Below are 26,689 nucleotides of genomic sequence, written 5' to 3'. Positions count from 1 at the left end.
GCGCTGTCGCGCCGAACAGATCGATCACCTGCGCAGCAATGCCTTCACGATTGCGATGCGCGAACAGCGGCGCCATCGTAGCTTCGAGCTGCGCCCACGGCATGCGCGTCGCGAGCACCGCAAGCGGATGGCGCAGGTCGATCATCGAATCAAGGCGGCTTCGGAAGAAATCGTCGGTCATGTCGGCGCGCTCCAGCTCCCAGGTTCTAAATCAGATCGATATTCGTTCTGGGAGTTCGCAGCATATCCGGCTCCCGGCAATCCCTTGCAGGGCTTGGTTCCACTATGTTTTGCATGTCCGACGGAGTAGACGTCGCGCAACTGGAAACGGCGCGGATAGGCGGCGGAAATGTCCGCCCGCGCGATGCCGACGCGCTCGAATGCGAGGCGCGCCCGCGCGAGGTGGTAATACTGGCTGACGATCACCACGCGCGACAGGCGATGCGCCTGCAGGTACGCGAGCGTGTGCTGCGCGGTCGCGAGCGTGTTGTCGCCCTGGTCGTCGACCGTGATCCGGTCGGCGGGCACGCCGCGCGCCACGAGATAGTCGCGCATCGCGGTCGCCTCGTTCATCCCGGGGCCGTCGATCGCGCCGCTGACGAGGAACGCCGGGCACTGCCCCGTGCGGTAGCAGCGCACGCCCACGTCGAGCCTGGCGGCGAGCACGGGCTTCGGCGCGCCGGCCTCGTCGAGCGCGTTGCCGAAGATCACGGCGACGTCGGCCGGCTCGCTCGGCATCCGCATCCCGTACGCGACGAGCGCAACGGCCGCGACGATCCAGAGGCAAGCGACGACGGCCAGCAGGCGGCCCAGGCGGGCAAACACGCCCGGTTTGGTGTGGTTTTTCAAGGTTTTCGGTCTCTCAGGTCGTCGGGCTTAGCGGTTTGCCCAGCCCCGGACGGGCGCGTCACGCTAGCACGGTGCGCGTTCGGGTGTCCACGCAACGGACCGACGCGGGACGGCCTTCCGGCAAGTCGACTGGAGACACCTACCCGGCGACGCGGGTACGCAATTGGGAGATCGAACGAATGCAAATGACCGCGCCGCTCGGCGACGCCTGGCCGGCACGACCCGAATCAGTCGACCTGACACATCGTGAGCCGCCCCATCGCCTCGCCCGCGCCGCGCACCGCGCAGGTGGCCGGCTCGTCGGCGATCCGGGCGACGAGCCCCGTCTCGTCGTACAGCAGGCGTTCGAAATCCGCGAGCAGCGCGCCGCCGCCCGTCAGCACCACGCCGCGATTCGCGATGTCGGTCACGAGTTCGGCCGGCGCATTCTCCAGCACCGACTTCACCGCGCCGATCACCTGCTTGAGCGGCGCGGCCAGCGCGTCCGCCACGTCGTGGTTGGACAGTTCGATCGAGCGCGGCAGCCCGTCGCCGACACCCCGCCCGACCGCGCGCGTCGACCGGCGCGGCACCGCGCTGGTGGCCGAGCCGATCGTCTGCTTGACGTGTTCGGCCGTCTGTTCGACGAGCAGCACGCCATACAGGTTGCGCACATGGTTGACGATCGCCGCGTCGAACTGGTTGCCGCCCACGCGAATCGCCTCGCGGTAGACGATGCCGCCGAGCGCGATCACCGCGACTTCGGTCGTCCCGCCGCCGATATCGACGACCATCGAGCCGACCGGCTCGGTCACCGGGAGGCCCGCGCCGAGCCCGGCCGCCAGCGATTCCTCGATCAGTTCGACCTCCGACACACCCGCGGCGAAGGCGGCCTCGCGGAGCGCGCGGCGCTCGACGGCCGTCGCGTCGGACGGCACGCACAACGTGACTTCGACGCGGCGGCCGAAGCGCGAACGCGTGCGCGACATGTCGATGAAGCTGCGGATCATCTGCTCGGCCGCGTGCGCGTCGGCGATCACGCCGTGCCGCATCGGCCGCACGGCTTCGAGATGCCCCGGTTCGCGGCCGAGCAGCGCCTTCGCGAGCTCGCCGACGGCCTCGAGCGTCGGCCGCGCGTCGGTCGCACCGGCACCGGCCTTGCGGAAGCAGACGACCGACGGCTGGTTCAGCACCACGCCGCGTTCCTGCGTATAAATCCGCGTACTCGCCGTTCCAGGGTCGATCGCAACGGGTTGCGCAAACAACTTTCCGAACAGCGGTGTCGACATATCAAACCTTTGTAATCGAGCGGACCCGGGCAGCCGCGCCACATTTCGCCGCGCGTCCATGCCGCCCTATCAAGAACTTAGCGGCAAATCGTTCCGATACTTTAGGCAATTCCGATGATTTTTTCGCGAAACAATTGTCAAAAGTGCCGACCAGGACGCGTCCGGCGACGCAACAGCCTCTCGCATTGCGTCTGTAAAACACGGTAATCTCTCGGTCTTGCCTGCTCCCGGCAGGCCTCAGACGCCCGATCACGCCAGGTATTTCCTCCATGACAGCGACCGTTTCCTTCCGCTGGGCGCGGGTGCGCCCGCTTTGCACGACGCTCGTCGCCTTCTGGTGCGGCACGGTCGCCGCGCAATCGCTGCCTGCCGCCGACGCCGCCGCGGCCCCGGTCGCTGCCGCCAGCGCGCCGGCTGCCACGCCCGCCGCGTCCGGGCACACCTGCGAAGCCGACGGCGGCCCGGCCGGCCGCCCGTCGATCGGCCTCGTGCTGTCCGGCGGCGGCGCGCGCGGCTACGCGCACCTCGGCGTGCTGAAGGTGCTCGAGGAAAACCGCATCCCGATCGACTGCATCGCGGGCACCAGCATGGGTGCCGTGGTCGGCGGCCTGTACGCGAGCGGCATGGCCGCCGGCGAGATGCAGAAGCGGCTGTCGGAGGTCAACCTCGCGGACATCGCGTTCGACGTGACGGAGCGCGCGGACCTGCCGCAAACCAGCCGGGAGGACGAGCGCCTGTACATCAACGGGCTGACGCTCGGCTTCGGCAAGAAAGGCGTGAAGGTGCCGGTCGGCCTCGTGCAGGGCAACCGGCTGCAGGCGCTGCTCGCGAACTGGACGGCCGCCGTGCCGACCAACCAGCCGTTCGACCGCCTGCCGATCCCGTACCGCGCGGTCGCGACCGACCTGCAGACGGGCCAGATGGTGGTGCTCGACCACGGCTCGCTGCCGCTCGCGATCCGCGCGAGCATGGCGATGCCGGGCCTGTTCGCGCCGGCCGAGATCAACGGGCGCGCGCTCGTGGACGGCGGGCTCGTCAGCAACCTGCCCGTCGACACCGCGCGACAGATGGGCGCGAACGTCGTGATCGCGGTCGACATCGGCTCGCAACTGCGCCCGCTCGACGCGCTCGCGTCGCCCGCCGACGTGATGCAGCAGATGGTCGGCATCCTGATCCGCCAGAACGTGACCGCGCAGCGCAAGCAGCTCGACGCGCAGGACGTGCTGCTCACGCCGGACCTCGGCTCGCTCGCGTTCACCGATTTCCAGAATGCGAAGCAGGCGATCGCCGCAGGCGCTGCCGCCGCGACCGCCGCGCTGCCGAAGCTGAAGCGCTTCGCGCTCACGCCGGAACAGTACGCGGCCTACCGGTCCGCGCACGCGCAGCCGCTGCCGCCGCCGATCCGGATCACGCGCATCGACATCAAGACCACCGGCGGCGTGCCGAAGCGGGTCGTCAGCAACGCGCTGCACGTGAAACCCGGCGACACCTACGATCCGGACACAGTCAGCAAGGATCTGCTCGGGCTCACGACGGGCGGCAACTTCGAGAGCGTCACGCAGCAGATCGTGAGCCACGGCGACGAAAACGTGCTCGAGATCGATGCGCGCGAGAAATACTGGGGGCCGAATTTCCTGCTGTTCGGGCTCGGTATGTCGAGCAGTTCGACCGACGAAGGCGGCTTCCGCCTGCACGTCGGCTACCGGCGGCCATGGCTCACCGAATCAGGGCTCGAATTCCGCGCGGACACGACGATCGGCAGCGACCTGCAATCGGCGCGCATCGAGTTCCGCCAGCCGCTGTCGATGGCGTACGGCGTCTATCTGTCGCCGTATGCGGAATACCAGCGCCGCTATGCGAACCTCTACGACGACAGCGGGGACGTGAAGATCACGCAGTACCTGATGCAGACCGCGCGCGCCGGGCTCGATCTCGGCCTGCCGATCGGGCGCCTCGGCGATTTCCGGATCGGCCTCGGTTATGTGACCGGGCACGGCTCGCCGACCTACAACCTGCCGTTCGACGACGGCAGCGGCCAGTCGCTGCTGTGGCCGAGCTTCACGTCGCAGGCGCTGACCGCGCGCGCGCGGCTCGTCATCGACCAGCTCGACGATCCGCTGTTCCCGCGCAAGGGCTATTTCACCGAGCTGCGTATCGAACGCTCGCTGGTCTCGCGCAACGGGGGCTCGGCGTCGAACTTCGACGACAGCATCAACAGCGCGCCCTACACCGAGATCTACGGCAAGGCGATGGTTGCGCAGCAGTTCGGCCAGCACAGCGTCAGCGCGACGATCGAAGGCGGCAAGAGCATCGGCGGCACGAACCTGATCAACGCGTTCAATTTCACGCTCGGCGGCTTCCAGCATCTGTCCGCGTATGCGGCCGACCAGTTGAACGGCAACGAGCTCGCGTATGCGCAGGTGACCTACATGAACCAGCTGATGACGTTCAACGCATCGCCGATCAAGGCGCTGTCGGTAGGCGCCAGCGCGGAAGTCGGCAACGTCTGGTCGAGCGGCCAGCAGATCGGCGGTGGTGCGCTCAAGCAGAGCTATACGTTCTTCACGAGCCTGTCGACCGCGTTCGGGCCCGTGTACATCGGCGTCGGGCTCGCGCCCGGCGGCCGCCGCAACTTCTACCTGCAGCTCGGCCGTACCTATTGAGCGTGCGCGGATGCCGCTCCGGCGGCCTCCGCGTCTGCCTCGCGCCGCCCCCGCCGGGTCAAAACGCCGCCGCCATCGCGACCGCGCGGGCTCGCGCCCGCTCGATACTGTCGCTTGCGCGTGCCCCCCACGCGTGTTCGACGGTCAGGCTCCTGACCTCGCTCACGCCGATGAACCTCAACCAGAATTCGATGTAGTCGGCCTGATGCCGGAACCCGGGATTGTCGGCGCCCGCACCGGTTTCCCGGCTTTGCCCGCGAACATGGATCACCAGCGCGCGTGGAATCTCCAGCAACGGCGCGTACGCTGTGCCGTCGAACGTAAACAGCATGTTCCGCTGGCTGACGAGATCGATCAGTTGCTTGAGCTTGTACGGATAGCCGAAATTCCACATCGGCACGCCGACGACGATCCGGTCCGCCTCCTGAAAGCGCTTCACGAGCGACTGGATGCGCCGCCAGATCGACTGTTCCGCCTCATCCATCGGCGCGTTGGCGACGCCCTTGTACTTGGCGCCGATCGCCTCGCTGTCGAAGTCCGGCAAGTCCTCCTCCCAGACATTCAGCGTATCGACGTCGATCGCGGCGCCCGTTTCCCGGTACGCATCGACAAAGGCATTGGCGACCGCGATCGACGCCGACCTGGCGCCGCGGGGAGAAGACACGATATTCAAAAGCCGCATGATGTGTGACCCGGACAGGAATGCATGAACAAGGGGGCGGCCATCGTGGCGGCCCCGGCTTCACTGCTGCGTCGCGGGCCGCCCGCCTGCGCGGTCATCGATCGGCCCACCCATATAGTTGCAATTGCAATCGTACTGCAAAGCGCGTACGCGCGGCAAACGAATCGTCACGCGACGATTGCGGTGCAGGAAAGCATCGATACGGGGAAGGTGCGGTGGAACAGGCCGGCGACGCGCTCGAATCCGGCGCGCGCGGCAGTGTGCTGTCGTGGTGTGGTGACTGACGAGGCTCGGCGCCCGAGCGGCGTATCGCTAGACCGGCCAGCTGATCTCGAAGCGCGCGCCGCCGAGTTCGACGGGATCGACGACCGCGATCCGGCCGTTGTGCGCATGGAGCACCTGCCGCGTGATCGACAGGCCGAGGCCATAGCCGCCGGTGCGGCGGTCGAGGCGCACGAATGCGTCGAAGATTCGCTCGCGTTCGCTCTCCGGCACGCCGGGACCATCGTCCTCGACGAAGATCCCGATGTTGCCGTGCACGAGCGAGATCCCGACGACGATCCGCGATTTCGCGTACTTGCTCGCGTTGCGCAACAGGTTGCGCATCGCATACGACATCAGCCGCCGGTCCATCTTCACGCGCAGGTCTGATGCGATCGCGATGCGCGACTCGATCGCGCGCTCCGGATACAGCAGCTGCGCATCGCTGACCTGATGCTCGAACCACGCGACGGGCGCCGTCATCTCGAGGTTCGACTGCAGCGAGCTGTATTCGAGCCGCGCATACGTGAGGCTCATGTCGATCAGCTCTTCGAGCTCGGTCACGTCCTGCGCGATGCTCTCGAGCGCGCCCTGGTATTCGGCCGCGGAACCCGGTTCACGCAGCATTTCGAGCGCGAACCGCACGCGCGCGAGCGGCGTGCGCAGCTCGTGCGAGATGCCGTTCGTCAGATCGCGCTGCGCGGCGATCAGCCGTTCCATGCGCATCGCGAGCGCATTCAGCGTCCGCGCGAGCGGGCCGATGATCACGCTGTGCGATTCGCGCGCACGCGTGTTGAAGCGTCCGCCCGTGAAGTCGATCGCGCGCTCGCGCACCATCACGAGATCCGACCATACGGGCCGCATCCACCGGTACGCCGCAAGCGCCGGTGCGGCGAACACGAAGACGAGCACGATCCAGATGTCGCCGGGCAGCGAGTCGAACGCATGCCACACGACCTGCGGCGACAATTCGACGCACAGCGCGAGCGCCGGCACGAGCGCGGTCAGCAGCACGAGGCCGAGCAGATGCAGGTACGTACGCACGTAAAGGCGCGACCAGCTCGGAATGCGGTCGGCGCGCGTATCGGTCCACGCGCGGCGGAAATGCAGCCAGCGCCACTTGACGTAGCGCAGTATCGGCAGCGGCGGTGCATCGGGGTGCGAACGGGTTCGTCGGATCATCTCGGCTCCCGGCCGGCGGGTGGAAGGCCCGCGCGGAACATGACGGCGTCGTGCGAACGCCGCGTCATTCCCACGCGTGCTTGCTGAATTGATAGCCCTTGCTGCGGATCGTCTTGATCCGCTGCGGGTTGCTCGCGTCGTCGCGCAGCTTGCGGCGCAGCTTCGAGATGCGCCCGTCGATCGTGCGGTCGAGGCCGTCGAATTCGACGCCGCGCAACTGCAGCATCAGGTCGTCGCGGCTGACGACTTCGCCCGCATGGCACACGAGCGCCCACAACAGGTCGAATTCGGCCGACGTCAGGTCGGGCGTGCTGCCATCGGGCAGCACGACGGAGCGGTCGGTGCGGTCGATCGAGAACTTGCCGAACGCGTAGCGCTCGGGCTGCGGCGCGGTGCTCTCGGTCACCCGCGCGGGCGCGCGGCGCAGCTGGGCCTTGATCCGCGCGAGCAGGATGCGCGGCTCGACCGGCTTGTGCACGTAGTCGTCCGCGCCGAACTCGAGGCCGAGCAGTTCGTCGAACGGCTCGTCGCGCGCCGTCACCATGATGATCACGCCGTCGTACTGCTTGCGTGCCTCGCGGCAGATTTCGAAGCCGTCCTTGCCCGGCAGGTTCACGTCGAGAATGACGAGATCGGGACGAATGGACAGGATCGCCGGCACCGCGGCGTCACCATGCAGCACAGTGTCGACTTCGTAGTCGTTCTTGCGCAGGTAGCCGGCGATCAGCGTGGACAGGCGGGTGTCGTCTTCGACGAGCAGGATGCGAAAAGACATGGGCAGCGGTCGGGTCATCGGGGGAGCCGCGGCGGCGCCGGCCGGTGCCGGACGCCGGCCATTGGCCGAAACGTACCGCATGATACTGCGCCGGCCGATTGCCTGTTCAGAGGTCTTGAAAATAAGGGCGCGATATCGTCCGAGCTTGACGAATCGGCGCCGGGACGGTTCCATACGGGCTCGCCTGAATCCGGCCACTCACCTACCCGCCCGACTTGATGAATTACCAGACGATCCTCGAACGCATCCACACCGAACTCGCCCCCTGGATTGGCCAAGGCCGGGTTGCCGACTACATTCCCGAACTCGCGAAAGTGCCTGCCGACAAGTTCGGGATGGCCGTCGTAACGCTCGACGGAAACGTTTGCACGGTGGGCGACGCGTACGAGCGCTTCTCGATCCAGAGCATATCGAAGCTGTTCGCGTGCACGCTTGCGTTCCAGCTGCTGGGCGACGAACTGTGGGAACGGGTCGGCCGCGAGCCGTCCGGCAACGCGTTCAACTCGCTGGTCTTAAGATGACCAGAGTCGCCAGTGTCAATAAGATGTAGCTGACGCCCGTGTAGCAGGCAAGATCGCCTGTTGCCACTATTTTCCGCGAGTGCTGATATGACTCCCGCTGTCAATGAATATCGGTTTTCGGGTTTTCCACGCGTTATCGTTCAAATTTCCTGAGGGCGGCGCAGCAGTATGTCTCGACGGTGGATCACGCTGATATCCGCGGGTTGGTTACCGCATTACAGAGGTCCGCCCAATGAGCCTGCCGCTATCTAGGGACGCAAATCGAATTGGATCCGTTGCGTAGCCGTGTCGCGGGTTACTCGTGTGCCGGGCTACGCCGCCTTCAGGAAACTCCTTGATTGATGGATGAAGACTCTCGCTCGCCTGCTCAAGCTGCATGCTTCTGCGGTTGCGAGGCAAGCGACATGGCGAGCTGGCTAATATCCCAGATAAACCCACTCAGTTCGCGGGCGACCGCGATCACGGCGATGTTCTGCTGTTTGCCGCGTGCCACGAGCGTTCGATAGCGTCGACACAGGCGCACCTTCGCGTCCCAAGATCGATCCACGATGGGTTTGGGAATCCCTTCATGGCGGCGCTGAATCTCGGGACTCACGCGCGCCGGATGCCGATAACTCCATGCCGATTCGACGAGCAGCTTTCTCGCGTAACTGTTGCCATTCTTGGTGATGCTGCCCTGACGTCGTTTCTCGCCCGACGCGTGTTCACTCGGTGTTACCTCCAGCCACGCCATCAACTGGCGTGGATGAGTGAAGCGTGACAGATCGCCTAACTCGGCGAGCATGCCGACTGCCGTGGTGAACTGCATACCGCGCATCGTTTGCAGACCTAGTACCGCCGGGTAAAAGCGCCAGGCAACCACTGCCTCACGCGGCGCAGCTTCCAGTCGACCGCATTGCGCAAGACACTCGATCGTGCGTCGATGCTCTTCGAACGCCAACTGCTGCCAGGCGCTGTCGAACGCAAACGTGCTTAGCCAGCGCCGGTGTGCTGCCCTCCAGTCGGCTCGACCGGCATACCTGACCCCATGCGAAAGCTGAAAGGACTTCAGCCGCTGCCGCGCACGCTTCAGATCATCCTTGGCACTCACCCATGCCTGTGCCAGATCGCGAAAGGCTTCGTCTTCGACGGTAGGGACATAGACCTCCGATAAGCCGCCGGCCCTTAGCGAACGCACCAGTTTGATCGCGTCGCGCCGATCGGTCTTTACGCGTTCTCCCGGCTTCGTTGGAATCAGAGACAGTGCGCACACCATGCAGTCGACTCCCTTCTGCTGAAGTTGACGGTAAAGTCCGTAACCGCTGGGCCCGCCTCGCAGACAATACGGATGCGCGACGCCTTCGATTGCAGGCGCTTGCATAAGCGATCGATATCCGTCTTCGTGGTGCTGACGTTGCCGAGCAGGTCAACCTCGCCCATGCCGAGCGCATAGGCAGCCGTGATCGACTCCTTATGGACATCGAGCCCGACGTACAGCGTGCTATCGTGTTCCATGCTGACCTCCGTGCTGGAAATCGCCGGGTGCGGCCCTGTCCGCACCGTGCGGCTCTGGCAGCAATGCTAACCCGCGTTTGATTCCTCACGGCAGGCCAGCCTTTGCCCCACAGGAGTCATACTGACTAGCGGGAAGGTCCCGAGCCCGCGAGCTCGCCCGCAGCAAGATGGCTTGCGGGGTCTTGCGAAAGTCGCACGCCGTCAGACCTGCAACTGATCCGGATACGTCGCGCCCCCGTCACCACGGAGTGCGGCGATCCGCGCCGTCAGCAACCCGTCGAGCCGCTCGAGATCGGCTTCGATCGTGGGCAGCAATTCGCGCAACGGCACATCGGTCTGCGTCGCTTGCCGCTCCGCGTACTCGCATGCGCCGACAGCCACGCGAGCGCCGATCAATCGAATGCCGCTGCGAATGCGATGCAGGGCCGCACAAAATCCTGCGCGGTCATCGTCGACAACCATGCGTCGCATCTTGACAAGCGTATCGCGATTGGTCGCGACAAGCGTATCGAGCAGATTCGCTTCGAGCTTCGCATCGCCCGCGGCGATGTGCTCGACGGCGGCAGAATCGATCCACGATTCGTCCGGCGTGTCCGCGCTGGGCGGCACGGACTTCAGCCCCGCCTGCGCGTCGGTTTTCCGCAAGCGTGGCCAATCCAACAGACGCTGCGCCAGTGCCGCGAGCCCGATCGGCTTCGTCACACAGAAGTCCATACCCGCATCGAGCCCGCGACGCAGTGATTCGTGCTGTGCGTTGGCCGTGCAGCCGATCAGGACGACGCTCCAGCCCGACGTGGCTTCGCGCGCTCGAATTTGATGGGCCAACTCGTAGCCCGTCATGCTCGCCATGAAAAAATCCGTGATCACGACGTCGAACGGCGTCGATGCCATGCAGTCGAGCGCCTCGATGCCGTCTTGCGCGGACATGACGGTGAAGCCCAAATACTCCAGCTGCCGGGACAGCACGAGCCGGTTCGCCGGGTGATCGTCGACGACCAAAGCCGAATACGACCGGAACTTCCCGCGCCAGACGTCGATCGGCTCCGAACGCACATCTCCGGCATTGACCAGCGCCGCCGATGATGCGCTCAGGCAGACCTCCACGGTCGTACCGACCCCCGGGGTGCTCTTAAGTGTTAGCGTCCCGCCCATCAGTTCGACGAGCCTTCGGCATATGGCTAGCCCGAGACCACTGCCGCCGAACTTCGCGCCGATCGTGCGATCCGCCTGCACGAATGGTTGAAACAGCCGTGCCTGCTCTCCGGCCGCGATACCGATGCCCGTATCCTTGACCCGAAGATCGATGCGGACCTGGTCTTGCGCATCGGCCCGGAGCGTGACTTCGAGCGACACGCCTCCGGTGTGCGTGAACTTGACTGCATTCGATAGCAGATTGCTCAGGATTTGCCGCAGGCGAATCGGATCGATCGTCGCACCGAGGCGCTGCGGGTTGTCGACGTTCACGGAGAATAACAGGTGGCGCTGACGCGCCAGTCCCTCGAAGACGTTGGCGATGCTACGAACGAGCGCTTCGCAATCGATGGGCTCGGGCGCCAGTTCTAGCTTGCCGGACTCAACCTTTGACAGGTCGAGGATGTCCTCGATCAACGACAGCAGCGCATGTGCGGAATCATAGGCGGCATCGATCGATGCCGCTTGCGAATCGATCGCGCCTGGCGACTGCTTCAGCAACTCGAGCACACCGAGCACCGCATTCATCGGCGTGCGTATCTCGTGGCTCATCGTCGCGAGAAAGGTCGACTTGGCCCTGCTCGCGTCCTCCGCAACCTCGATCGCCGCCGCGAGATCCCCTTCGGCGCGCTTGCGCAGGCAAATCTCCTTGCGCAGCCGATAGTTCCATACAAGAAACAGCACGACCGCCAGCAGCGTACCGAGCACGATCGTCAGGATCTGCAGTCGCTGCCGATCCCATGAGGTTCGAACCTGCCGGGAAAACTGCCACCTGTCCCGCAGGCCGTGCATGCGCGAAGCCGAAATCGCGGCAAGCCCGCTGTTGAGGATATTCGCCAGCATCGCGTTCTCGGGGCGGACGGCAAACGCGATCTGAATCGCCGCATTCCCTGTCGCGCCGACGATGGCCAGGTGGTCGTCGAATTGCGTGATGTAGTTGGCAGTGGTGGCGTTCGTGATCCACGCGTCGGCCACCCGCGTCGTCAGCAGATCAGCGGCCGACCAGACACTGTCGGCGGTCAGGATCGTCGCGCCGGCCCTGTCCAGCGCGGCACGATCTGCCGGCGCGCCCGGCCCAACGACCACTCTTTTTCCACGAAGCGCCTCGATTCCATTGAAGCTGTGCTCCGTGCGCGCAACGATCGTCTCGGGCGTATCCGAATAACGGGACGTGAATATCCAGTTCGCGGGCGTCGGATCGGATGGCGAGGCCGCGACGATCAAATCGGCGGCGCTACCGCGCACGGTGTTGACGTCCGCCTCGGTGGGCTCGAATCTCAACCCCGTTTCCTGCCCGACCGCGTTGAGCAGGTCGACGCCCAGCCCCATCGCCGTGCCGTCCTCGTTCGCCATGATGAACGGCGAAAAATTCTGCTGCGCAGCGTACTTGATGACGGGGTGACGCGCGATCCATTCGCGCTCGGCTTGGCTGAGCGACACATCGTTGCCAAACGTGTAGTGCGTGCCGAATCCTTCCCACAGCGCCAGTATCGCATCCCTGTCGCCGTCATGAACCCGCGTCAGGGCCGCTTCCACCATCTGCATCAGGGGTTGATTCTGCGCGGCCACGGCGAAGCGAAAATCCTCGGCAGCGAAACGGGCGACGTCGGTTACGCTAACGTTCAGCACCTGGTGCCACTCGATCAGATCATTGAGCGACGCGGAATTCCCCACGCATGCTTCCGCTTGCCCGAACGCAACGGCGTACAGCACCGCCGACAGCGATGGCAACGCCAGGAGGCGCATGTCGGGATAGGACTTCTGCAGCTTCGATCGGGCTACCGTACTCTGCACATAGGCGAGAACATGGCCGTCGTTCGACGGCCGGATGGAGAATCCAGGATCGTCGATCCGGGTGGCAATGACAGCCTTGTTGCCGAAATATGGCTTGCTGTACATGATGTCCGCGCGGCCGCCGGCACGTTGCGCCCCCGTCGCGATATCGATCGCTCCCGCCGTCAGCGCGTCCATCAAGGCGGCCCTGTCCCGGAAAGCGGTGACGTCGAACCGCACCTTCAACGCCGTCGCCAGGATGCCGAGATACTCCGCCGAAATTCCCTCGTAATTGCCCGCCGCGTCGACGATATCCAGCGGCACCACCTCATCTCGCAATACGCCGACTCGGACGACTCCGTCGTGCGCTGTCACCCATGCTTGCTGGGACGCAGACAACTTCACCTTCGACACGTCCCCCGTCCAGCGCGTGACGAGGCGTAGCGACGTGGCCTGCGCCGCAGAGATCGCCTGACACATGGTCAGCATGACAACCCACACGACAACACGCATGCAAACGTTAGGATGACTCATGAAAATCCATCAGATGAGGTGATGAGCCTTTGCGAACGCGGCGAGGTCGACGATGTTCGTGAAGCCGAGCTTCGTCAGGATATTGCCCTTGTGCGTGCTGATGGTCTTGTTGCTGAGTGAAAGCGAATCGCCGATTTCCTTGTTGCTCAGCCCTTTTGCAAGGTAGCGCAGCACTGTCAGCTCACGCTCGGACAGCGTGGCGAACGCCGCGTCGGCACCGCCTCCCGGCGCCGCGGCATTGACATCCACCGGAAAGCAATGGAATCCGGCGAGCACGGCATCTGCCGCACTGAGCACATGCGTCACATCGCCACTCTTGTTGACGTACCCGTTCGCGCCGGCCGTGCGGCAGCGCAACGCAAAGTGTTCCGCCGAATAGCCGGAGAACACCAGGATCTTGACGGCCGCATCGTTGATGCGAACCCGCTGAATCAGATCGATGCCGTCCATGCCGTCGAGATCGATATCGACGATCAGCAGGTCCGGCTTCAACTCGCGGCAAAGCCTCAAGCCTTCGCCGCCGTCGCGCGCGGTACCGACCACTTTCAGGTTGACGTTCCGCTCCAGGATGCTGGTCAGGGCAAGCTGGACAGTCGGATGGTCGTCTACGATGAAGACTCTCATGGAAATCATCCTTTAGATGGCGGGCTTATTGTGGGACCGGCGCCGCCTCCGGGTTGCACGTCCCGGATTTTACCTACTCTTCATGCGACGTTGGCGCTATCACGTCCGGAACGGAGGGGTATCTCAGAAAATTCCTACCTATCTCGCTGATGCTCGCGCGGACGCCTCTGTCGCGTATTCGCCAGACGGTCGGTATTCCTGTCAATGCAGCGCCATGCACGGTCGCATGCTGGGCGGAAAATGAAATTTATTTAATCGTTCGCTTACGTATTCATGCTTCGCCGCCGATATGCTCGAAGGCGTATCCGGTTTCGACAGCACTGCAGCACATCATCGGCGGGCGCTCTGACTTGCCGGTTCTCGGCCACGAATGCCATTCAGCATGTCGAACCGCAAACATGCCTCGATCGCCTGCCGCCAGGCGAGTATGCAGCCGCCAACGGTTGTGCCTGTTTTACCAGGAATACTCGACACGAAGATTCGAATGACCGACTCCCTTCAGAATCTCATGAACTGAGAACCTTTCAGAGACTGGTCGCGGACAAGCATATTTTTTATTTGAAGACTTTTGCCGCAAGCGGACTTCGAAACGGCTATCGCGCGAAAATTTCCGCACCCTGGTCAATGGAATCAATGAAATGACGGTTGCGTAGAGCGAAAGCGGACCGGATTTTTCTTTCCTTACATTTGGGCCGGAACCGGCAACGTGCAAGTCGGGCCGATCAACGGCATCGCCGAAGGGACGATCGTGGCCACCGGCGGTTTGAATGGCTGCGCGATGCTGTCGCATGTGATCTTGACCTCGCTCATGAGGCACTCCACCTCGTCGAGCATGTGATTGACGAGAAGGGCAAACATGTACAGTTCATCGCAGCCCCCGTCGGGCAACCGCTGCCCGAGATCGCCCTGCGCAACGCGCGTCGTCACACGCCTGATACGCTTCAAGCAGCTGCACAGGCTCAGTCTCATCAGATAGTCTCCGGCCATGCCCGCGAACAGACACGGCAATCCGCCGATGACAAGCGATTAGACGACTGCCTCCCGAAACCGCGCCCCCCCGTTACTATCTTCACGCCCTGATAATCGGGGCTTTGGCCAGCCAGGCCCGCCATGATTCCCCCCCAGTCGCAGCCATGATCCGGGAGTGCTGTCACCGGGCCTGGTGAGGGCTGGTGATCGCGAAATAGCTCTAACAAAATGAGTGCCGAGGGCTGTTAACCCGCTGCGCGTATTGTTAACCGCTTCGTTGTTTCTCTAACGAGAAGGTCATGCTAAACCGATACTCGATAACGAACTGTGGTAACTGATCCAACCGCTGCTGCCTCCACCGAAGCCACGCCGTACGCGCTACCCGGGCCGTAACCATCGCGCCGTGCTGACCGGCATCCTGTTCGTGCTGCAATCCGGTATTCCTTGGGAAAGGCTTCCACAGGAAATGGGCTGCGGCTCGGGCATGAGCTGCTGGCGCAGACTGCACGGCTGGCACCAGGCGTTTGGGACCAGCTGCACGAAGTATTGCTGGCGAAACTTCGTGCAGCCGATCGTATCGACTGGTCGCGCGTGGTCGTCGATTCGTCCTCCATTCGTGCAGTGGGATCAGGTTAAAAACAGGATCCATTCCCACCGATCCGGCGCGCCCCGGTTCCAAGCACCTTCTCATTACTGAAGCGCAGGGCATCCCGCTCGCGCTGATCCTCACGGGCGCCAATCGTAACGACGTCACCCAATTGCTGCCGCTGATCAAGGCCGTCCCGCCCATCGTGTCAAGCGGGGGCAGCCTCTGTCGAAGCCCGTCATCGTGCAGGCCGATCGCGGCTACGACCAGGACAAATATCGCAAGCCCCTGCACGCTGTCGGTATTGCTACGCAGATCGCACGCCGCGGAGAGCCCCACGGCAGCAGCCTCGGCAAGACCCGGTGGGTCGTCGAGCGCACCTTCGCGTGGCTGCACAACTTCAGACGCCTGCGCATTCGATTCGAGCGCCTTGCCTCAATACACGAGGCGCTCATGAAAATCGCCGCCTGTATCATTTGCTGGCGACACCTGCAAAAATCATTCTGTTAGCGTTTCTTAGTTTCGCGCAATCCCAGGCCGGCAACTCCCGTCCGGTATCCATGCGGCCAATGTCCGGCGCGCGCGCAGCCGATATACGAATTTTCCCGGCCCGCTTCGCCGTTTCCATATGACATTCCTGGTTCCGGAAATCATATACTCGATCACATACAGATTCGACATTACATCGATGTCGATAACCATCCTCTTGGTAATGGCAATGTCATCCCAGCATTTTTCATGATCTTGGCTGGTGAATTAATTTTGAGTATTTTCTTGGCGACTTCGATCATTGACGATTCGCTGATCGTCGGTGAGCGAAATAGCGTTCCTGCATGATTGCATCTGGATGCACTGCCGTTGGTGATGTAAAGCGGGATGGACCAGCGTGAGGCTTACCTGAAGTGACGACTGGAACTTCTGTTTCCGGACAAAGAATAAGGTCCTCGCGCGCGTCTTTCATCAGGGGCCGGGCTATTGGCCCAACATGACCGGTTGTAGTGCCGCAGTCCTCTACCTTCTCACACGACGTCGGCAAGGCAGCACGTAGCAACAAAAACCACGTCGGGCGATTGCGTCCTTGTAGTCGTCACAGGCCGCAGCCATGCGAGGGCCAGTGTCAACCCTCGACGGGTACCAATGCGGCGACGGCAGCCCCTGTCACGCATTGTGCGAAACCCGAGTTTGAGCAGGCGATCGTGCTGTCGTGATAACCAGGTTATTCAATGCAACTGTTGCCGTTCGTCGGCCCGACCTGCCGTCATGAGGAACGGCGATCGGGCGGCACGCCGAGCAGGTGCAACGCACTCTTCATGATCTCGGCACAAGCCGGGCCGGCGACGCGCGCGCCGTAGTAGCTTCCTCGCGACGGCTCGTCGATCATCACTGCAACGATCAGGTGGGGATCACTCATAGGCGCCATTCCAACGAATACGGCGCGATATTTTCCTCGTGCATAGCCGTGCCCGCTCTGCTTGCGCGCCGTACCGGTCTTTCCGCCCGTTCGATAATCGGGAAGACTGATGACACGAGCCGTTCCTTCCCTCCCGTCCACTTCGAGCATCTCTCGCATCTGCTGGGCCACGCGAGGCGACACCACCGATTCGCCGACCGGAGGCGTATTCACGCGCGTTAACGACAACGGGATGCGACGTCCGTTGTTGGCAAATATCGTGTAGGCATCCGCCAACTGCACAAGCGACACCGACAGGCCGTAGCCATAGGCCATCGTCAATTTCTCGATCGGCCGCCACCGACTGGCGGGATGCAACGTGCCGCTCGCCGCGGCAGGCAACGCCTTCAATGGCAGCTCACCCACGCCAAAACTGTGGAACATGCCCCACATGTCCCGTGAAGACAGTTTCATCGCGATCTTCGCCATGCCGATGTTGCTCGACTTGGTGATGATCTGCGTGACGTTCAGATCGCCAAAGTCATCGGTATCGTGAATGACGCTGCCATAGACGTTGAAACGGCCGGGCGACGTGTCGAAGCGCGTGAGCGGCGTGACGATCCCCTTGGTCAGCGCAAGGGCGACCGTGATAGGCTTGACGGTCGAACCGGGCTCGAAGACATCCGCAACGGCACGATTCCTGAACCGCAAATCGTACGTCCGCATCGGCACATTTGGATCGAAAGTCGGCAGATTGACGAGCGCCAGGATCTCCCCGGTCCTGGCGTCGATGACGACCGCAGAACCTGCGTCGGCGGCGAACTGATCGATCGTGTGCTCGACCGCGAGCCGCGCCGCATGCTGAATGCGACGATCGATTGACAGCGTGAGGTCTGCGCCTGCCCCGCCCACCGCATCGATACCCACCATGTCGACCGGGCGCCCCAACCGGTCCTCGATCAATCTCCGCTTCGATGCGGCGCCGGAAAGCAACGCATCGTCTGCGAGTTCGACGCCCTCCGAACCATGACCATCGGCGCCGATCCAGCCAACGAGTTGTGCGAAATCACTGCCGCCCGGGTAATAGCGCCGATCATTTCCGATCAGATACACGCCTGGAACGTCCAGCCGCGAAACGCCTGACGCAACCTCGGGGTCAACACCCCTCTTCAGAAGGACGAATTTGCGATCCGTATCGGCCCTTGACGCCAGTTCACCCGCTTGCAGCCCGAGCATGAATGCGAGTCTCGCAATATCCGAATTGCCTGCACCGCGAAACTCGGCCGGTACGACCCAGACATCCGCGGCAGGCTTGCCGATCGCGAGCGGTTCCCCGTTGCGATCGAGGATTCGGCCGCGCGCGGGCTTGACCTCGAACACATGTTCGTAGCGTTTCTGCCCCTCGCGGATATAAAAATCCGGATGAATGCCCTGAATCCACAGTGATCGCGCCGCGAGCGCCAGAAATCCAGCCGCGAATAACGCGCTTACACATCGTGAGCGCCATCTTGGTAGACAATCTAGAACGACACGATGATGATTGAACGAATTCGTGGATTTTTTATACCATGGCATAGGCAATACACGGACAATATTTAATTCGTTATGAAAACGACATACGATCAATGGTGACGAGCATTGCAGACATGAGATCGTATCTGGCCAGCAATGAAATGTACGATATTCGACACCCACTGCATCGATGGAAATCGGCCAAGCTCACTGGGAAATTTCCCAAATTGGCGGGCCATACGGCACACACCCGCCGTCGAGCCGGTACGGTCTGGGAAATTTCCTGTTTTATCCGGACTTGCGTTGAAATCCAGGGTTACGTGCTACGCTTTCAGCCATTGTTCATCGGCAAGTACAGCACCGATTCCATGTTGATATCCTTATAATTCGTACTTCGAATATATGTGTTGAAGCCGATTTTCAAGAACGGTTTCGTCGACTTCTTGCCCGCCTTGAAAACACAGGTTCGGCCGTGACGCGCCAAGTCGGGCACGCCGCCCTCTCCATGGATGTTTCAATCACCGCAATGCTTCATGAATAAACGAATTCTTTGTCTCCTGATACCGCTTATCGCTCTGCAAGGATGTTCGATGATCAATTCGCTGGAAAACTTCTCCCACGAGAGGGATCAGCGGCGATGCGAGCGATTTGGCTTTGTGCGCGGCACCGACGCCTTTGCGAACTGCATGCTTCAGCAACAAGCATTGAGCGAGGATCGCTACGAACGCCAGCAACTCATCGACGCCATCCAATGGAAATAGCGCGTCGACGACGCACGCCGGACCGACGTGGCCGACGCCGTCTCCAGCGCGCATCGGTGATTTCGGGCATCCGGTTTGATGTAGTTGGCCATGCCGGCGTGAAAATGTCGATGTCGACCTTACCATCTTCCAATGCCCTGGATTCGTGCGGGACATTCGCGGGAAATACGATGACTTGCCCGGCGGATACCATAAAGTGCTTGCTCTGCGAGAACACTTCACGGATCCCGCTGTGATCCACGTGATCTGTTCATTCAGGTGGTGCTGGAGCGGTATGACCGCGTTCTTGGCAAAGACCCACTTGGCAATCGTGCTGTTCGCGTTATGGATGGTCTGCCGCGTGATGCCTGCCCCGAGACGTTTCCGCGGCACCGTTTCGAAATCTGAAGATCGCGAAGCGTATGCCGGAACAAAGAAACCGCGGGCTGTTCGCCCCGCCTCTGGGCATCGGTCATAGCGGGGGCCGCCGCCGAGGCCTGACAGGCGATCAAGATCGACGACAACATCAAGTAAATTACAGCACGCTTCATGATTCGATATCCTTATTGTTGACACTAAGTGCAAAACGGCCCGGTGGGTCTCATCTTCCGCAATCCGAGCACGTTGAAAAACCGGCGCAAGTCGAAAGCACATTATTTCCTGGAGAGTAAATGATCCGATCTGACGATCTCGCACTGTTCGTACGTGTCGCTGCCCTCGGCAGCTTTACACGCGCCGGACGCGAGGTGGCATTATTACCCGGGCAGGTCAGCAGCGCCATCCAGCGCCTCGAGCGCGCACTGGACGTCCGGCTGTTCGCTCGTTCAACGCGCAGCCTTCGCCTGACGCTCGAAGGTGAACATTATTTGCCTTACGCGCGGGAAATCACCGCCACGTTGGATGAAGGCCGTGAGCGCCTGAATGCGGACAGGAACGAATTACACGGCGTATTGCAGATCGCCGCGCCGTCCGATCTGGGACGCAACATCCTGCTGCCCTGGGTCACCGAATTCCAGCAAACGCACCCGAAGCTATCGGTCCGTCTGCTGCTGTCGGATGGCGTGACGGATATCTTCCAGGAACCGGTCGATATTGCCGTCCGCTACGGTCAGGTCGAAGACGCCAGTTACATCTCCATGTCGCTCGCACCCGACAATCGTCGCGTGCTGGTCGCATCGCCCTCCTATCTGGACAGGCATGGTCGACCGGAAACGATCGACGACTTGCCGCATCACAAGTGTCTCCGTTCTCTGATGAGCGGACACCCCAATGACCGTTGGTCGTTTCCGGACGGCACCGGCTGGCGGAGAGTAAAAGTCGATGGAAACTGCGTCTGCGACGATGCAGATATCGTACGCCGCTGGGCCATTGCGGGCCAAGGAATCGCGTACAAATCATGGATCGACGTTTGCGCAGACATCAGCGGCGGCCGCCTGGAGGTGGTGTTGCCGGACCAACCGGGCGAGCCCGCCCCGCTCAATTTCATCTGCCCGCATCGCAAGCAGTTCGTGCCGGCGGTGCGATTGCTGCACACCCTCCTTCAGGAAAAGTGTGCGGGCCTTTTGAGCGCCAGGCCGCCCGTGAAGACGTCCTGACGGCAACGCGCACCAGGCAGCTGCCCTTGACGGGGGCGGAGCTCAGCCCGGTGTCATTTGCGAGGCAAGGTATGAGCCGGACGACGTTGCGTTGGCCGCCACGGTCGTAGGATCGATCCCGACCAGTTTTCCTGCGCGCTTCTTGAAGGCACCGTCGACGATCACTGTATCGACGTCGGCGGCCGTGGCCGTCGAGACGACAGCGCCGATCGGATCATTCAGTGGCGCGAACGCAAGTCGATCCGTGCGCAACAGAATGAGATCGGCGCGCTTGCCGGCCTTCAGGCTCCCGATTTTGCCGTCGAGCCCGATGGCGCGAGCGCCGTCGATGGTTGCGAAGCGAAGCACGTCCGCGGCGGTAACTGGCACATACTTCTTGTCGCGCTCCCAGTATGCATGCATGCGTGCAACCTGGTGAGCGGCGCGCATCTGCGTGAACATGTCGCCGCCGGTGGTGGTCACCACGTCGCTGCCCAAGCCCGGCCGGATGCCGGCGGCCAGCGAGCTATTGATCGCCGGAATGCCGAAGTCCATGACCATCTCGACGGCGGGCGTGGAGATGCAATGGCCTCCGCTGTCTCGGATACGGCGGCGATCCTCGTCGCTCAGCGTGACGCAGTGAACATAATGTGCGCCTTCGAAGAGCAGCCCGGCGGCATCCATGCGGCGTATCGCCTGATACTTCGTGCCGCCCGAACCGGTGCCGACGTGCACGGACACCGGCAAATCGAGTTCTTGCGCCAACGCCCAGTCGCTACGTGTCACATCGAAGGTCGACATGTGCTCGGGTCCGCGCAAAGCGAGCCCCATGGTGAGCACGCCGTCGTCGCAGGCGAAATAGGTGTTGCGAACACGCGCGACGTCTTCGCGCCGCAAGGCCTTGCGGCTCTCGTAAGACCATTCCTGCGAGAGGTTGGGAAACCCATAGCCAAATATGGTGCGAATGCCGCTTTCGCGATGCGCACGCACGGCTTCGTCAGCATGCGCAGGGCTATTCATGATGTGTGCCCAGTCGTAGACGGTCGTCACCCCCGCATCGAGCGCTTCCGCATCGTTCGACAACGTACCGGCGTAGACATCCTCCGGGCGATAACGCGGGGCGAGATGCGCGAGGATGTGGCCAAAATAGCCGCTGAGATCGGTGTCGACGGCAATGTTGCGAATCGCCCCCTGCCAGCAATGACGATGTGCATCGACGAAACCGGGCAGCACGATCATGTTCCGGGCGTCGACGACTTCTGCGCTTTCGACGGCAATATGCTCGCCGACTTCCACGATCGAGCCACGATCGATGAGAACGTCTGCGTTCCGGAGTATGCCCTCACGCTCGAGCGTCACGACAATCCCGCCCTTGATGAGCAGGGGCCGATTTTCTTGCGCAGATGCCGCCGGGGTCGCCATTTCTGTTGTAGATCCCATTGTGGTTCCTCTCCTGTTCATGGTCACGAGTTCCTTCCGCAGTCAAACCTTGTCGGACAGGAACGCGAGAACGGCCTCGTTGAACGCTTGCGCCGAGTCCAGGTTGGACAAATGCGCGGCGTGCGGCAGTTCGATACGTCGCCCGTGTCGGCTATGCGCCGAGAAAGCGCAGGGGTCGACATCGTATCCAGTGCGACGGCGACGAACACGGTGTCGCCGTCGATATGACTCAGTCGCGCCTCGGCATCGAAGCCGACGATGCCTTCGGCCACATGCGCCAACGACTCGCCGATCGCCATCGTTGCCAACCCGTGCGGCAACTGGTACATCCGTATCCCTTCAACCGCTCGACAGAACGCGTCGCTCGCGCTGATCGGCCAGGTCTTTTCAAAGCGCTTCGTCGGCCCGTCCGGCTCGCGAAACGTCTCTATCCAGGATTGCACCATCGCGCGAACTCCATCTCCCCTGAATGCCGGAAAGCTGTTCGCGATCACCAGGCGTCCGCCCCGCTCCGGCGCTTCGAGCGCCAGCTGCATGGCGACGAGCCCGCCCGGCGACAAACCCACCACGTCGGCGCTGCCGATCGCAAGCTCGTCGAGCAGCGTGCGTACGTCGTCGGCCAAATCCGCGACGCTTACCGGAACCCGTAGTGTTGCAGGTGCGCCATGCCCGGCGTGGTCCGCGACGGTTACCTGATAGCCCGCGGCAACAAACGGCCCCAATTGCGCCACACACGCGCGCCCGGAACTAGTGATTCCGTGAAGCAGCACGAGCGGGCGTCCCGTGCCGAAAACCGAAAAACAACTGCGTCGTTCGCTTGATGTGAAACAAACCATGAGAATCCTCTTTGTGACGATGAAACCGAACCACGGGATCGCGCAACAGGCGACGAACTAGCGCTTTTCAGGGACGACGGCAGTCACCTCCACCTCGACCATCATTCCTGGCCAAGCCAATCGATTGACGTTGAGCATCGTGTGAGGCGGCAGGGCCGCTCCACCGAGCGCTTCTTTCTGGCAAGCCATATATTGATTGAAGTAGCGCATGTCAGTCACGTAGGCAACCGTGCGGACGATGCTGTTCATGTCGGCGCCCTGGTCAGCCAGGATCTTCCTAATCTTCCCGTAGGCCATCGCACACTGCGCGCTGAAATCGCCGAGATGGTCGATGCGGCCGGATTCGGGGTTTTCGGACGCCATCCCTGCCACGTATATGGTTTTATGGGAGCCTTGGACAACGGCGGCGTCCGCAAACAGATCCTTGCTCCATCCACCGTAGACGTTTTCCTTCTTAAACGGTACGGGATCGTCGACGGGCACGGCCTAAGCAGCCGGCAATTGCGTAAGACAACAAAGCGGAAACGACAAAGCAGCCAGAAAATTCGACATTCTCATCATGGATTCCTTAGCAAATGGAAAATTGATGAAACCTTTCATTCCCGTCCGTTACGCCCGGATCAACACGCATCTCGTTGAGCGCCAGCGTGGCAACGATCAGCCCCAAGCCCCAGCCTTGTCGGGGCCCAAACGATTCGCCACGCACGGCCACACCCAACGCCACGCCAACCATGGGAACGACGAAATTGGACAGCGACGTGAATACGGAGCCGCTGCGCTGAATCAGGGAGGCATACATCAGGTACGCAACACCGGATCCCAGCACGCCCAGTAGAATCAGAGGAAGGACGCCGTCCAGGCCCCAGTGCAATGCCCAAGGCTTTTCCAGTACGAGCGCTGCGATCCACAACGGCACCGATGCGATCCACAGCATGTCTCTCGTCGAGCGGATCGACTCGCCATGCGGGGTTCTTTCCAGCAAATTGAGGTTGATCGCAATGCTCGCCGCACCGAGAAAGATCGCGGCTCCGTAGGCGAGGTTGTGTTCGCCGAGACCGCTACCGCGGGGATTGACGAGGACGAGGATGCTGAGAAACCCCGCGAGCACACTCAATCCCGGATAGAGCGTGAAGCGGTTGCTCCGGCTCGTGAATACCGAGAGCACCAACGTAACGACGGGCACGCCGCCCGCCATGACCGCGGTGACGCTGCTCGACACATGTTGCTGCCCCGAGACGATCAGGAAGAGCGGTAAAACCGCTTCGAATAACGCGATCAGCCCGAGCAACGCATACACCGACAACGTCCGTTTGCTGCGACGGCTCATCCCTTCCGGAACGAAGCACGTCACGACGCTCAACGTGAGCGCACCCAGCAATACACGAACGATCTCAATGGTGACCGGCGGGTAGTCTTCCACCGCCTCGCCGCAAATGAGGCCGACACCGAGCATCAACCGATAGCTGCTCAATGACGTGGGGTTCTGAATGAGGCATTCCTTTTTTCTTGAGAATCATGCGTGGTGTGGGGCCTGAGTGGCGAGCTCACCTATAATGCAAGAAGCCAGTTTAAATAATATTGAGCGAAGATGACTTTTGCAAGCATTTACTTTGATAATATTCCGCGATCGTCCGACCAGCTTCTGCAATTCGAAAGGACGTTCTGATTTCCGCATTTTCCCGCTCCGTCTGGGAATTTTCCCAGATACCTCGCTCCGTACGCTTTCTATAATTGCATCGACAACGGGAGAAATCCGCCGGAAGTGCGCTTGCGAGTCTATGAGCTCGTGGTGTCGGCCACCTTTCTCCGGTTCGCAGTCACTTTTATCGCCACACCAATGTCCGCGTCATCCATGTATAAACTTCGTGATATCCATTTTCATAGAGCGAAATATCTCTTCAATAACGACTATCCCAATTTGCCGCTCGTACACGGCGTAATCGAAGGCGTGCTTCCCGGCGATGTGTACGCCGACAGCGAATACCTCCCCACCCGATGTCTCGTCGTGACGAACGCCGCATACGCATTCTCGATCGGTCTCAGGCAACCGGACGACATCCGTCATGCGCTCGACATCTTGGGCGGCCGCGAAGAAATCAAGCTGGTGATTCCGAAATTGTCCGTCGACGATGCCGTGCGGTATGGACTCGCGCCGGTTGCGCGTCGGCAATATCGGTACATCGGCGCATGCCCCCAAGATGTTGAAAACACGTCGGGCTATCAGGTTCTCCCGGTAGAAAGCACATTGCTCTTCAGGCAATGCCAGTGGTCGGGATTCATGGCTTCGATATTTGGCAGCGAAGCGAATTTCCTGGAACGCGCCAGCGCATTGGTCCTTTTCGATCAGGATTCCAATTCAATCGTCAGTGAAGCCTTTGCAATTCGCTCACGAGGATTTGCCGAAATTGCGGCGGTGACGAACCCGATCTATCAAGGTCGAGGCTTGTCGACGCTGCTCTGCGGCCAGCTAGTCCAACAGATGATGGATCGCGACTTGCAGCCGATCTGGAGCTGCGACGAAACGAACGCGGCATCCTGGCGTGTAGCAGAAAAACTTGGAATGGACTTCAGCGTCTCTTACACATTCTTCAGGCATGCTTTGCATTTCGCCAACGCTTAATGATCCACCCGGCTTGATCCGCCTGCCGCCGACAAGGTAGCGTGATCTTCTGCCGTTACCATTCTTTAACCTCGATGATGCAACATAGAACGACCATCAAGGCGTCGAATCTTTTCATCGCCGCGACACTGCTAGGCAATGTCGTTGCCTGTTCGCCCGGTGCGCAAGCGCAAGACACGACATTCGTGCCACTCGTGGAGAGTATGGCCGCGCGCCTGCAAACCGCCTATCCGGTCGCCCTGTCCAAAATCGACAGCGGCAAACCCGTCTACGACAAGGCGCGAGAGGCGCAAGTGATTGCCAATGTAAAGCGGGTGGCGCCAACGCATCAGATTGCGTCCGAAGATGCCGCGGCCGTGTTCAGCGACCAGATCGAAGCCAGCAAGGTTGCCCAATACGCGCTGCTGAATGACTGGCGACGTGCGGGCCAGGCTCCGTCGGCGCCGCGTCGGACGCTGGAAGACATCCGTACGGAACTGGATCGCCTGCAAGGAGATATCTTGCGCGAACTGTATCTCGCTGAGTCACTGCGCAAGTTGCCGGACTGCAAAATCCAGGTTGCGAAGAGCGTCGAGCATGTCTCCAAGGACGGGAAATTCAATTTCAACGTCGAGCAACGCGTTACACTCGATCGCGCTGTGGCGAGCGTATGCCTGCCGTCGCCATGAATTGAACAGAATCTCTCCTTGTTGAAGCAGGGCAAGGTCAAGGGGGGCGCCTCGCAACATTGGATGCGATTTGCCAGCATCTCAATTGCCAGCCGGGCGATCTTCGAGAGCACCACCGCGAAACAGCAGTCAGTCCGGAGTAAACCGACATTCTCAATTCGGACGGAGCGTGAGCTCATTGAATACTCCTTTACTGGCCTGCCCCACGCGACGCAACCGTCGTGTGGCGATCCTTGCGTTTACGATCACAGGGGTGCTCCATGCGCTAGGGGTAAGCGCGTCACCAGCACCGTCGTGACGGAGTTATCGATTACCCCATCGATTGGTCGCGAGTCGCATCAACGCGGCGTTGGCAGCACGCAAATCGAATAGCTCCGGGTCGAATCCTGGGCCGACCCATTGACGATAGTTACTGACGAGTGCACCAAATAGTTCGTGGTGCGTTATACGGGTATGAAGACGAAAACTGATGCCCGAAAGTTGGATCAGGCGACGCAGGCGTACCTGAGGAAGACGGTGGTCGAAGCCGTGCGTGAC

General features: G+C 61.7%; 18 protein-coding genes and 6 pseudogenes. 8 read left to right on the top strand and 16 right to left on the bottom strand.

Features of this window, described 5'->3' with window-relative positions; all coding sequences use genetic code 11:
- From CFB82_RS22165 to CFB82_RS22155, 3 genes and pseudogenes are all read right to left on the bottom strand, one after another.
- Positions 1-181, bottom strand: a pseudogene (locus CFB82_RS22165) (IS5/IS1182 family transposase); the annotation flags it as partial.
- Complete coding sequence (locus CFB82_RS22160) at positions 178-849, bottom strand: YdcF family protein (protein ID WP_256990426.1); 672 nt, start codon at positions 847-849, stop codon at positions 178-180. The gene CFB82_RS22160 and the pseudogene CFB82_RS22165, both read right to left, overlap by 4 nt.
- A gap of 227 nt (positions 850-1,076) precedes the next feature.
- Positions 1,077-2,117 (bottom strand): rod shape-determining protein, encoded by a 1,041-nt coding sequence (locus CFB82_RS22155; RefSeq protein ID WP_089485293.1) that lies wholly within the window; start codon positions 2,115-2,117, stop codon positions 1,077-1,079.
- 269 nt (positions 2,118-2,386) lie between these two features.
- Between CFB82_RS22155 and CFB82_RS22150 the strand changes: the two genes are divergently transcribed.
- A complete protein-coding gene (locus tag CFB82_RS22150) occupies positions 2,387-4,780 on the top strand; it encodes a patatin-like phospholipase family protein (RefSeq protein WP_089485292.1) in 2,394 nt (797 codons plus the stop codon).
- A gap of 58 nt (positions 4,781-4,838) precedes the next feature.
- Here CFB82_RS22150 and CFB82_RS22145 read toward each other — a convergent pair whose 3' ends face one another.
- The 3 genes from CFB82_RS22145 to CFB82_RS22135 form a co-directional block, all read right to left on the bottom strand.
- Positions 4,839-5,462, bottom strand: coding sequence for an FMN-dependent NADH-azoreductase (locus CFB82_RS22145; protein WP_089485291.1), 624 nt, complete (start codon positions 5,460-5,462; stop codon positions 4,839-4,841).
- A gap of 312 nt (positions 5,463-5,774) precedes the next feature.
- Entirely contained in the window at positions 5,775-6,905 is a 1,131-nt protein-coding gene (locus tag CFB82_RS22140) for an ATP-binding protein (protein WP_089485290.1), read from the bottom strand.
- A 64-nt stretch (positions 6,906-6,969) separates the two neighbouring features.
- A complete protein-coding gene (locus tag CFB82_RS22135) occupies positions 6,970-7,680 on the bottom strand; it encodes a response regulator (protein ID WP_039366515.1) in 711 nt (236 codons plus the stop codon).
- Positions 7,681-7,898: 218 nt separating this feature from the next.
- Here CFB82_RS22135 and CFB82_RS22130 point away from each other — a divergent pair.
- Positions 7,899-8,192 (top strand): annotated as a pseudogene (locus CFB82_RS22130) (glutaminase); the annotation flags it as partial.
- A 376-nt stretch (positions 8,193-8,568) separates the two neighbouring features.
- Here CFB82_RS22130 and CFB82_RS22125 read toward each other — a convergent pair.
- The 4 genes and pseudogenes from CFB82_RS22125 to CFB82_RS22110 all read right to left on the bottom strand — a co-directional run bounded on the left by CFB82_RS22125 (position 8,569) and on the right by CFB82_RS22110 (position 14,786).
- Positions 8,569-9,695, bottom strand: a pseudogene (locus CFB82_RS22125) (IS110 family transposase).
- 201 nt (positions 9,696-9,896) lie between these two features.
- A complete protein-coding gene (locus tag CFB82_RS22120; RefSeq protein ID WP_089485289.1) occupies positions 9,897-13,148 on the bottom strand; it encodes an ATP-binding protein in 3,252 nt (1,083 codons plus the stop codon).
- Positions 13,149-13,202: 54 nt separating this feature from the next.
- Entirely contained in the window at positions 13,203-13,817 is a 615-nt protein-coding gene (locus CFB82_RS22115) for a response regulator transcription factor (RefSeq protein WP_089485288.1), read from the bottom strand.
- A 681-nt stretch (positions 13,818-14,498) separates the two neighbouring features.
- The gene (locus CFB82_RS22110) at positions 14,499-14,786 is read right to left on the bottom strand and encodes a HAMP domain-containing protein (RefSeq protein ID WP_256990423.1); all 288 of its coding nucleotides are present in this window, start codon (positions 14,784-14,786) and stop codon (positions 14,499-14,501) included.
- A 334-nt stretch (positions 14,787-15,120) separates the two neighbouring features.
- Between CFB82_RS22110 and CFB82_RS22105 the strand changes: the two are divergent.
- Positions 15,121-15,882: pseudogene (locus tag CFB82_RS22105) on the top strand (IS5 family transposase).
- 748 nt (positions 15,883-16,630) lie between these two features.
- Here CFB82_RS22105 and CFB82_RS22100 read toward each other — a convergent pair.
- The gene (locus tag CFB82_RS22100; protein ID WP_089485287.1) at positions 16,631-18,337 is read right to left on the bottom strand and encodes a peptidoglycan D,D-transpeptidase FtsI family protein; all 1,707 of its coding nucleotides are present in this window, start codon (positions 18,335-18,337) and stop codon (positions 16,631-16,633) included.
- 527 nt (positions 18,338-18,864) lie between these two features.
- On the opposite strand from CFB82_RS22100, the gene CFB82_RS43330 reads away from it, so the two are divergent.
- A complete protein-coding gene (locus CFB82_RS43330; RefSeq protein WP_179255438.1) occupies positions 18,865-19,035 on the top strand; it encodes a hypothetical protein in 171 nt (56 codons plus the stop codon).
- 650 nt (positions 19,036-19,685) lie between these two features.
- Positions 19,686-20,609 carry a LysR family transcriptional regulator gene (locus CFB82_RS22090; protein WP_089485286.1) on the top strand — a complete coding sequence of 308 codons (924 nt, stop codon included), beginning with the start codon at positions 19,686-19,688 and terminating at the stop codon, positions 20,607-20,609.
- A 42-nt stretch (positions 20,610-20,651) separates the two neighbouring features.
- On the opposite strand, the gene CFB82_RS22085 is transcribed toward CFB82_RS22090, so the two are convergent.
- From CFB82_RS22085 to CFB82_RS22070, 4 genes are all read right to left on the bottom strand, one after another.
- Positions 20,652-22,049, bottom strand: coding sequence for an amidohydrolase family protein (locus CFB82_RS22085; protein WP_256990421.1), 1,398 nt, complete (start codon positions 22,047-22,049; stop codon positions 20,652-20,654).
- Between the two features lie 2 nt (positions 22,050-22,051).
- Positions 22,052-22,759 (bottom strand): alpha/beta fold hydrolase, encoded by a 708-nt coding sequence (locus CFB82_RS22080; RefSeq protein WP_256990419.1) that lies wholly within the window; start codon positions 22,757-22,759, stop codon positions 22,052-22,054.
- A 162-nt stretch (positions 22,760-22,921) separates the two neighbouring features.
- Positions 22,922-23,347 (bottom strand): RidA family protein, encoded by a 426-nt coding sequence (locus tag CFB82_RS22075; RefSeq protein ID WP_256990418.1) that lies wholly within the window; start codon positions 23,345-23,347, stop codon positions 22,922-22,924.
- Between the two features lie 85 nt (positions 23,348-23,432).
- Positions 23,433-24,335, bottom strand: coding sequence for a DMT family transporter (locus CFB82_RS22070; RefSeq protein WP_256990416.1), 903 nt, complete (start codon positions 24,333-24,335; stop codon positions 23,433-23,435).
- 381 nt (positions 24,336-24,716) lie between these two features.
- On the opposite strand from CFB82_RS22070, the gene CFB82_RS22065 reads away from it, so the two are divergent.
- The 3 genes and pseudogenes from CFB82_RS22065 to CFB82_RS22055 form a co-directional block, all read left to right on the top strand.
- Positions 24,717-25,484 (top strand): GNAT family N-acetyltransferase, encoded by a 768-nt coding sequence (locus CFB82_RS22065; protein ID WP_179255437.1) that lies wholly within the window; start codon positions 24,717-24,719, stop codon positions 25,482-25,484.
- Between the two features lie 41 nt (positions 25,485-25,525).
- Positions 25,526-26,152 (top strand): chorismate mutase, encoded by a 627-nt coding sequence (locus tag CFB82_RS22060; protein ID WP_256990415.1) that lies wholly within the window; start codon positions 25,526-25,528, stop codon positions 26,150-26,152.
- 3 nt (positions 26,153-26,155) lie between these two features.
- Positions 26,156-26,295, top strand: a pseudogene (locus CFB82_RS22055) (helix-turn-helix domain-containing protein); the annotation flags it as partial.
- Between the two features lie 160 nt (positions 26,296-26,455).
- Here the strand turns inward: CFB82_RS22055 and CFB82_RS44060 are convergent.
- Positions 26,456-26,689: pseudogene (locus tag CFB82_RS44060) on the bottom strand (hypothetical protein); the annotation flags it as partial.

Source organism: Burkholderia sp. HI2714 (genome assembly GCF_002223085.1).
GTDB classification, from domain to species: Bacteria; Pseudomonadota; Gammaproteobacteria; order Burkholderiales; family Burkholderiaceae; genus Burkholderia; species Burkholderia lata_D.
Note: the sequence above shows the minus strand (reverse complement) of the source record. Positions and strands in the feature narration are given on the sequence as shown.

Coding starts and splice junctions, on each gene's coding strand:
- CFB82_RS22155 (WP_089485293.1), bottom strand. CDS start 2,117: ATGTCGACACCGCTGTTCGGAAAGTTGTTTGCGCAACCCGTTGCGATC.
- CFB82_RS22150 (WP_089485292.1), top strand. CDS start 2,387: ATGACAGCGACCGTTTCCTTCCGCTGGGCGCGGGTGCGCCCGCTTTGC.
- CFB82_RS22145 (WP_089485291.1), bottom strand. CDS start 5,462: ATGCGGCTTTTGAATATCGTGTCTTCTCCCCGCGGCGCCAGGTCGGCG.
- CFB82_RS22140 (WP_089485290.1), bottom strand. CDS start 6,905: ATGATCCGACGAACCCGTTCGCACCCCGATGCACCGCCGCTGCCGATA.
- CFB82_RS22135 (WP_039366515.1), bottom strand. CDS start 7,680: ATGTCTTTTCGCATCCTGCTCGTCGAAGACGACACCCGCCTGTCCACG.
- CFB82_RS22120 (WP_089485289.1), bottom strand. CDS start 13,148: ATGCTGACCATGTGTCAGGCGATCTCTGCGGCGCAGGCCACGTCGCTA.
- CFB82_RS22115 (WP_089485288.1), bottom strand. CDS start 13,817: ATGAGAGTCTTCATCGTAGACGACCATCCGACTGTCCAGCTTGCCCTG.
- CFB82_RS22110 (WP_256990423.1), bottom strand. CDS start 14,786: ATGAGACTGAGCCTGTGCAGCTGCTTGAAGCGTATCAGGCGTGTGACG.
- CFB82_RS22100 (WP_089485287.1), bottom strand. CDS start 18,337: ATGCCATGGTATAAAAAATCCACGAATTCGTTCAATCATCATCGTGTC.
- CFB82_RS43330 (WP_179255438.1), top strand. CDS start 18,865: ATGATCAATTCGCTGGAAAACTTCTCCCACGAGAGGGATCAGCGGCGA.
- CFB82_RS22090 (WP_089485286.1), top strand. CDS start 19,686: ATGATCCGATCTGACGATCTCGCACTGTTCGTACGTGTCGCTGCCCTC.
- CFB82_RS22085 (WP_256990421.1), bottom strand. CDS start 22,049: ATGAACAGGAGAGGAACCACAATGGGATCTACAACAGAAATGGCGACC.
- CFB82_RS22065 (WP_179255437.1), top strand. CDS start 24,717: ATGTATAAACTTCGTGATATCCATTTTCATAGAGCGAAATATCTCTTC.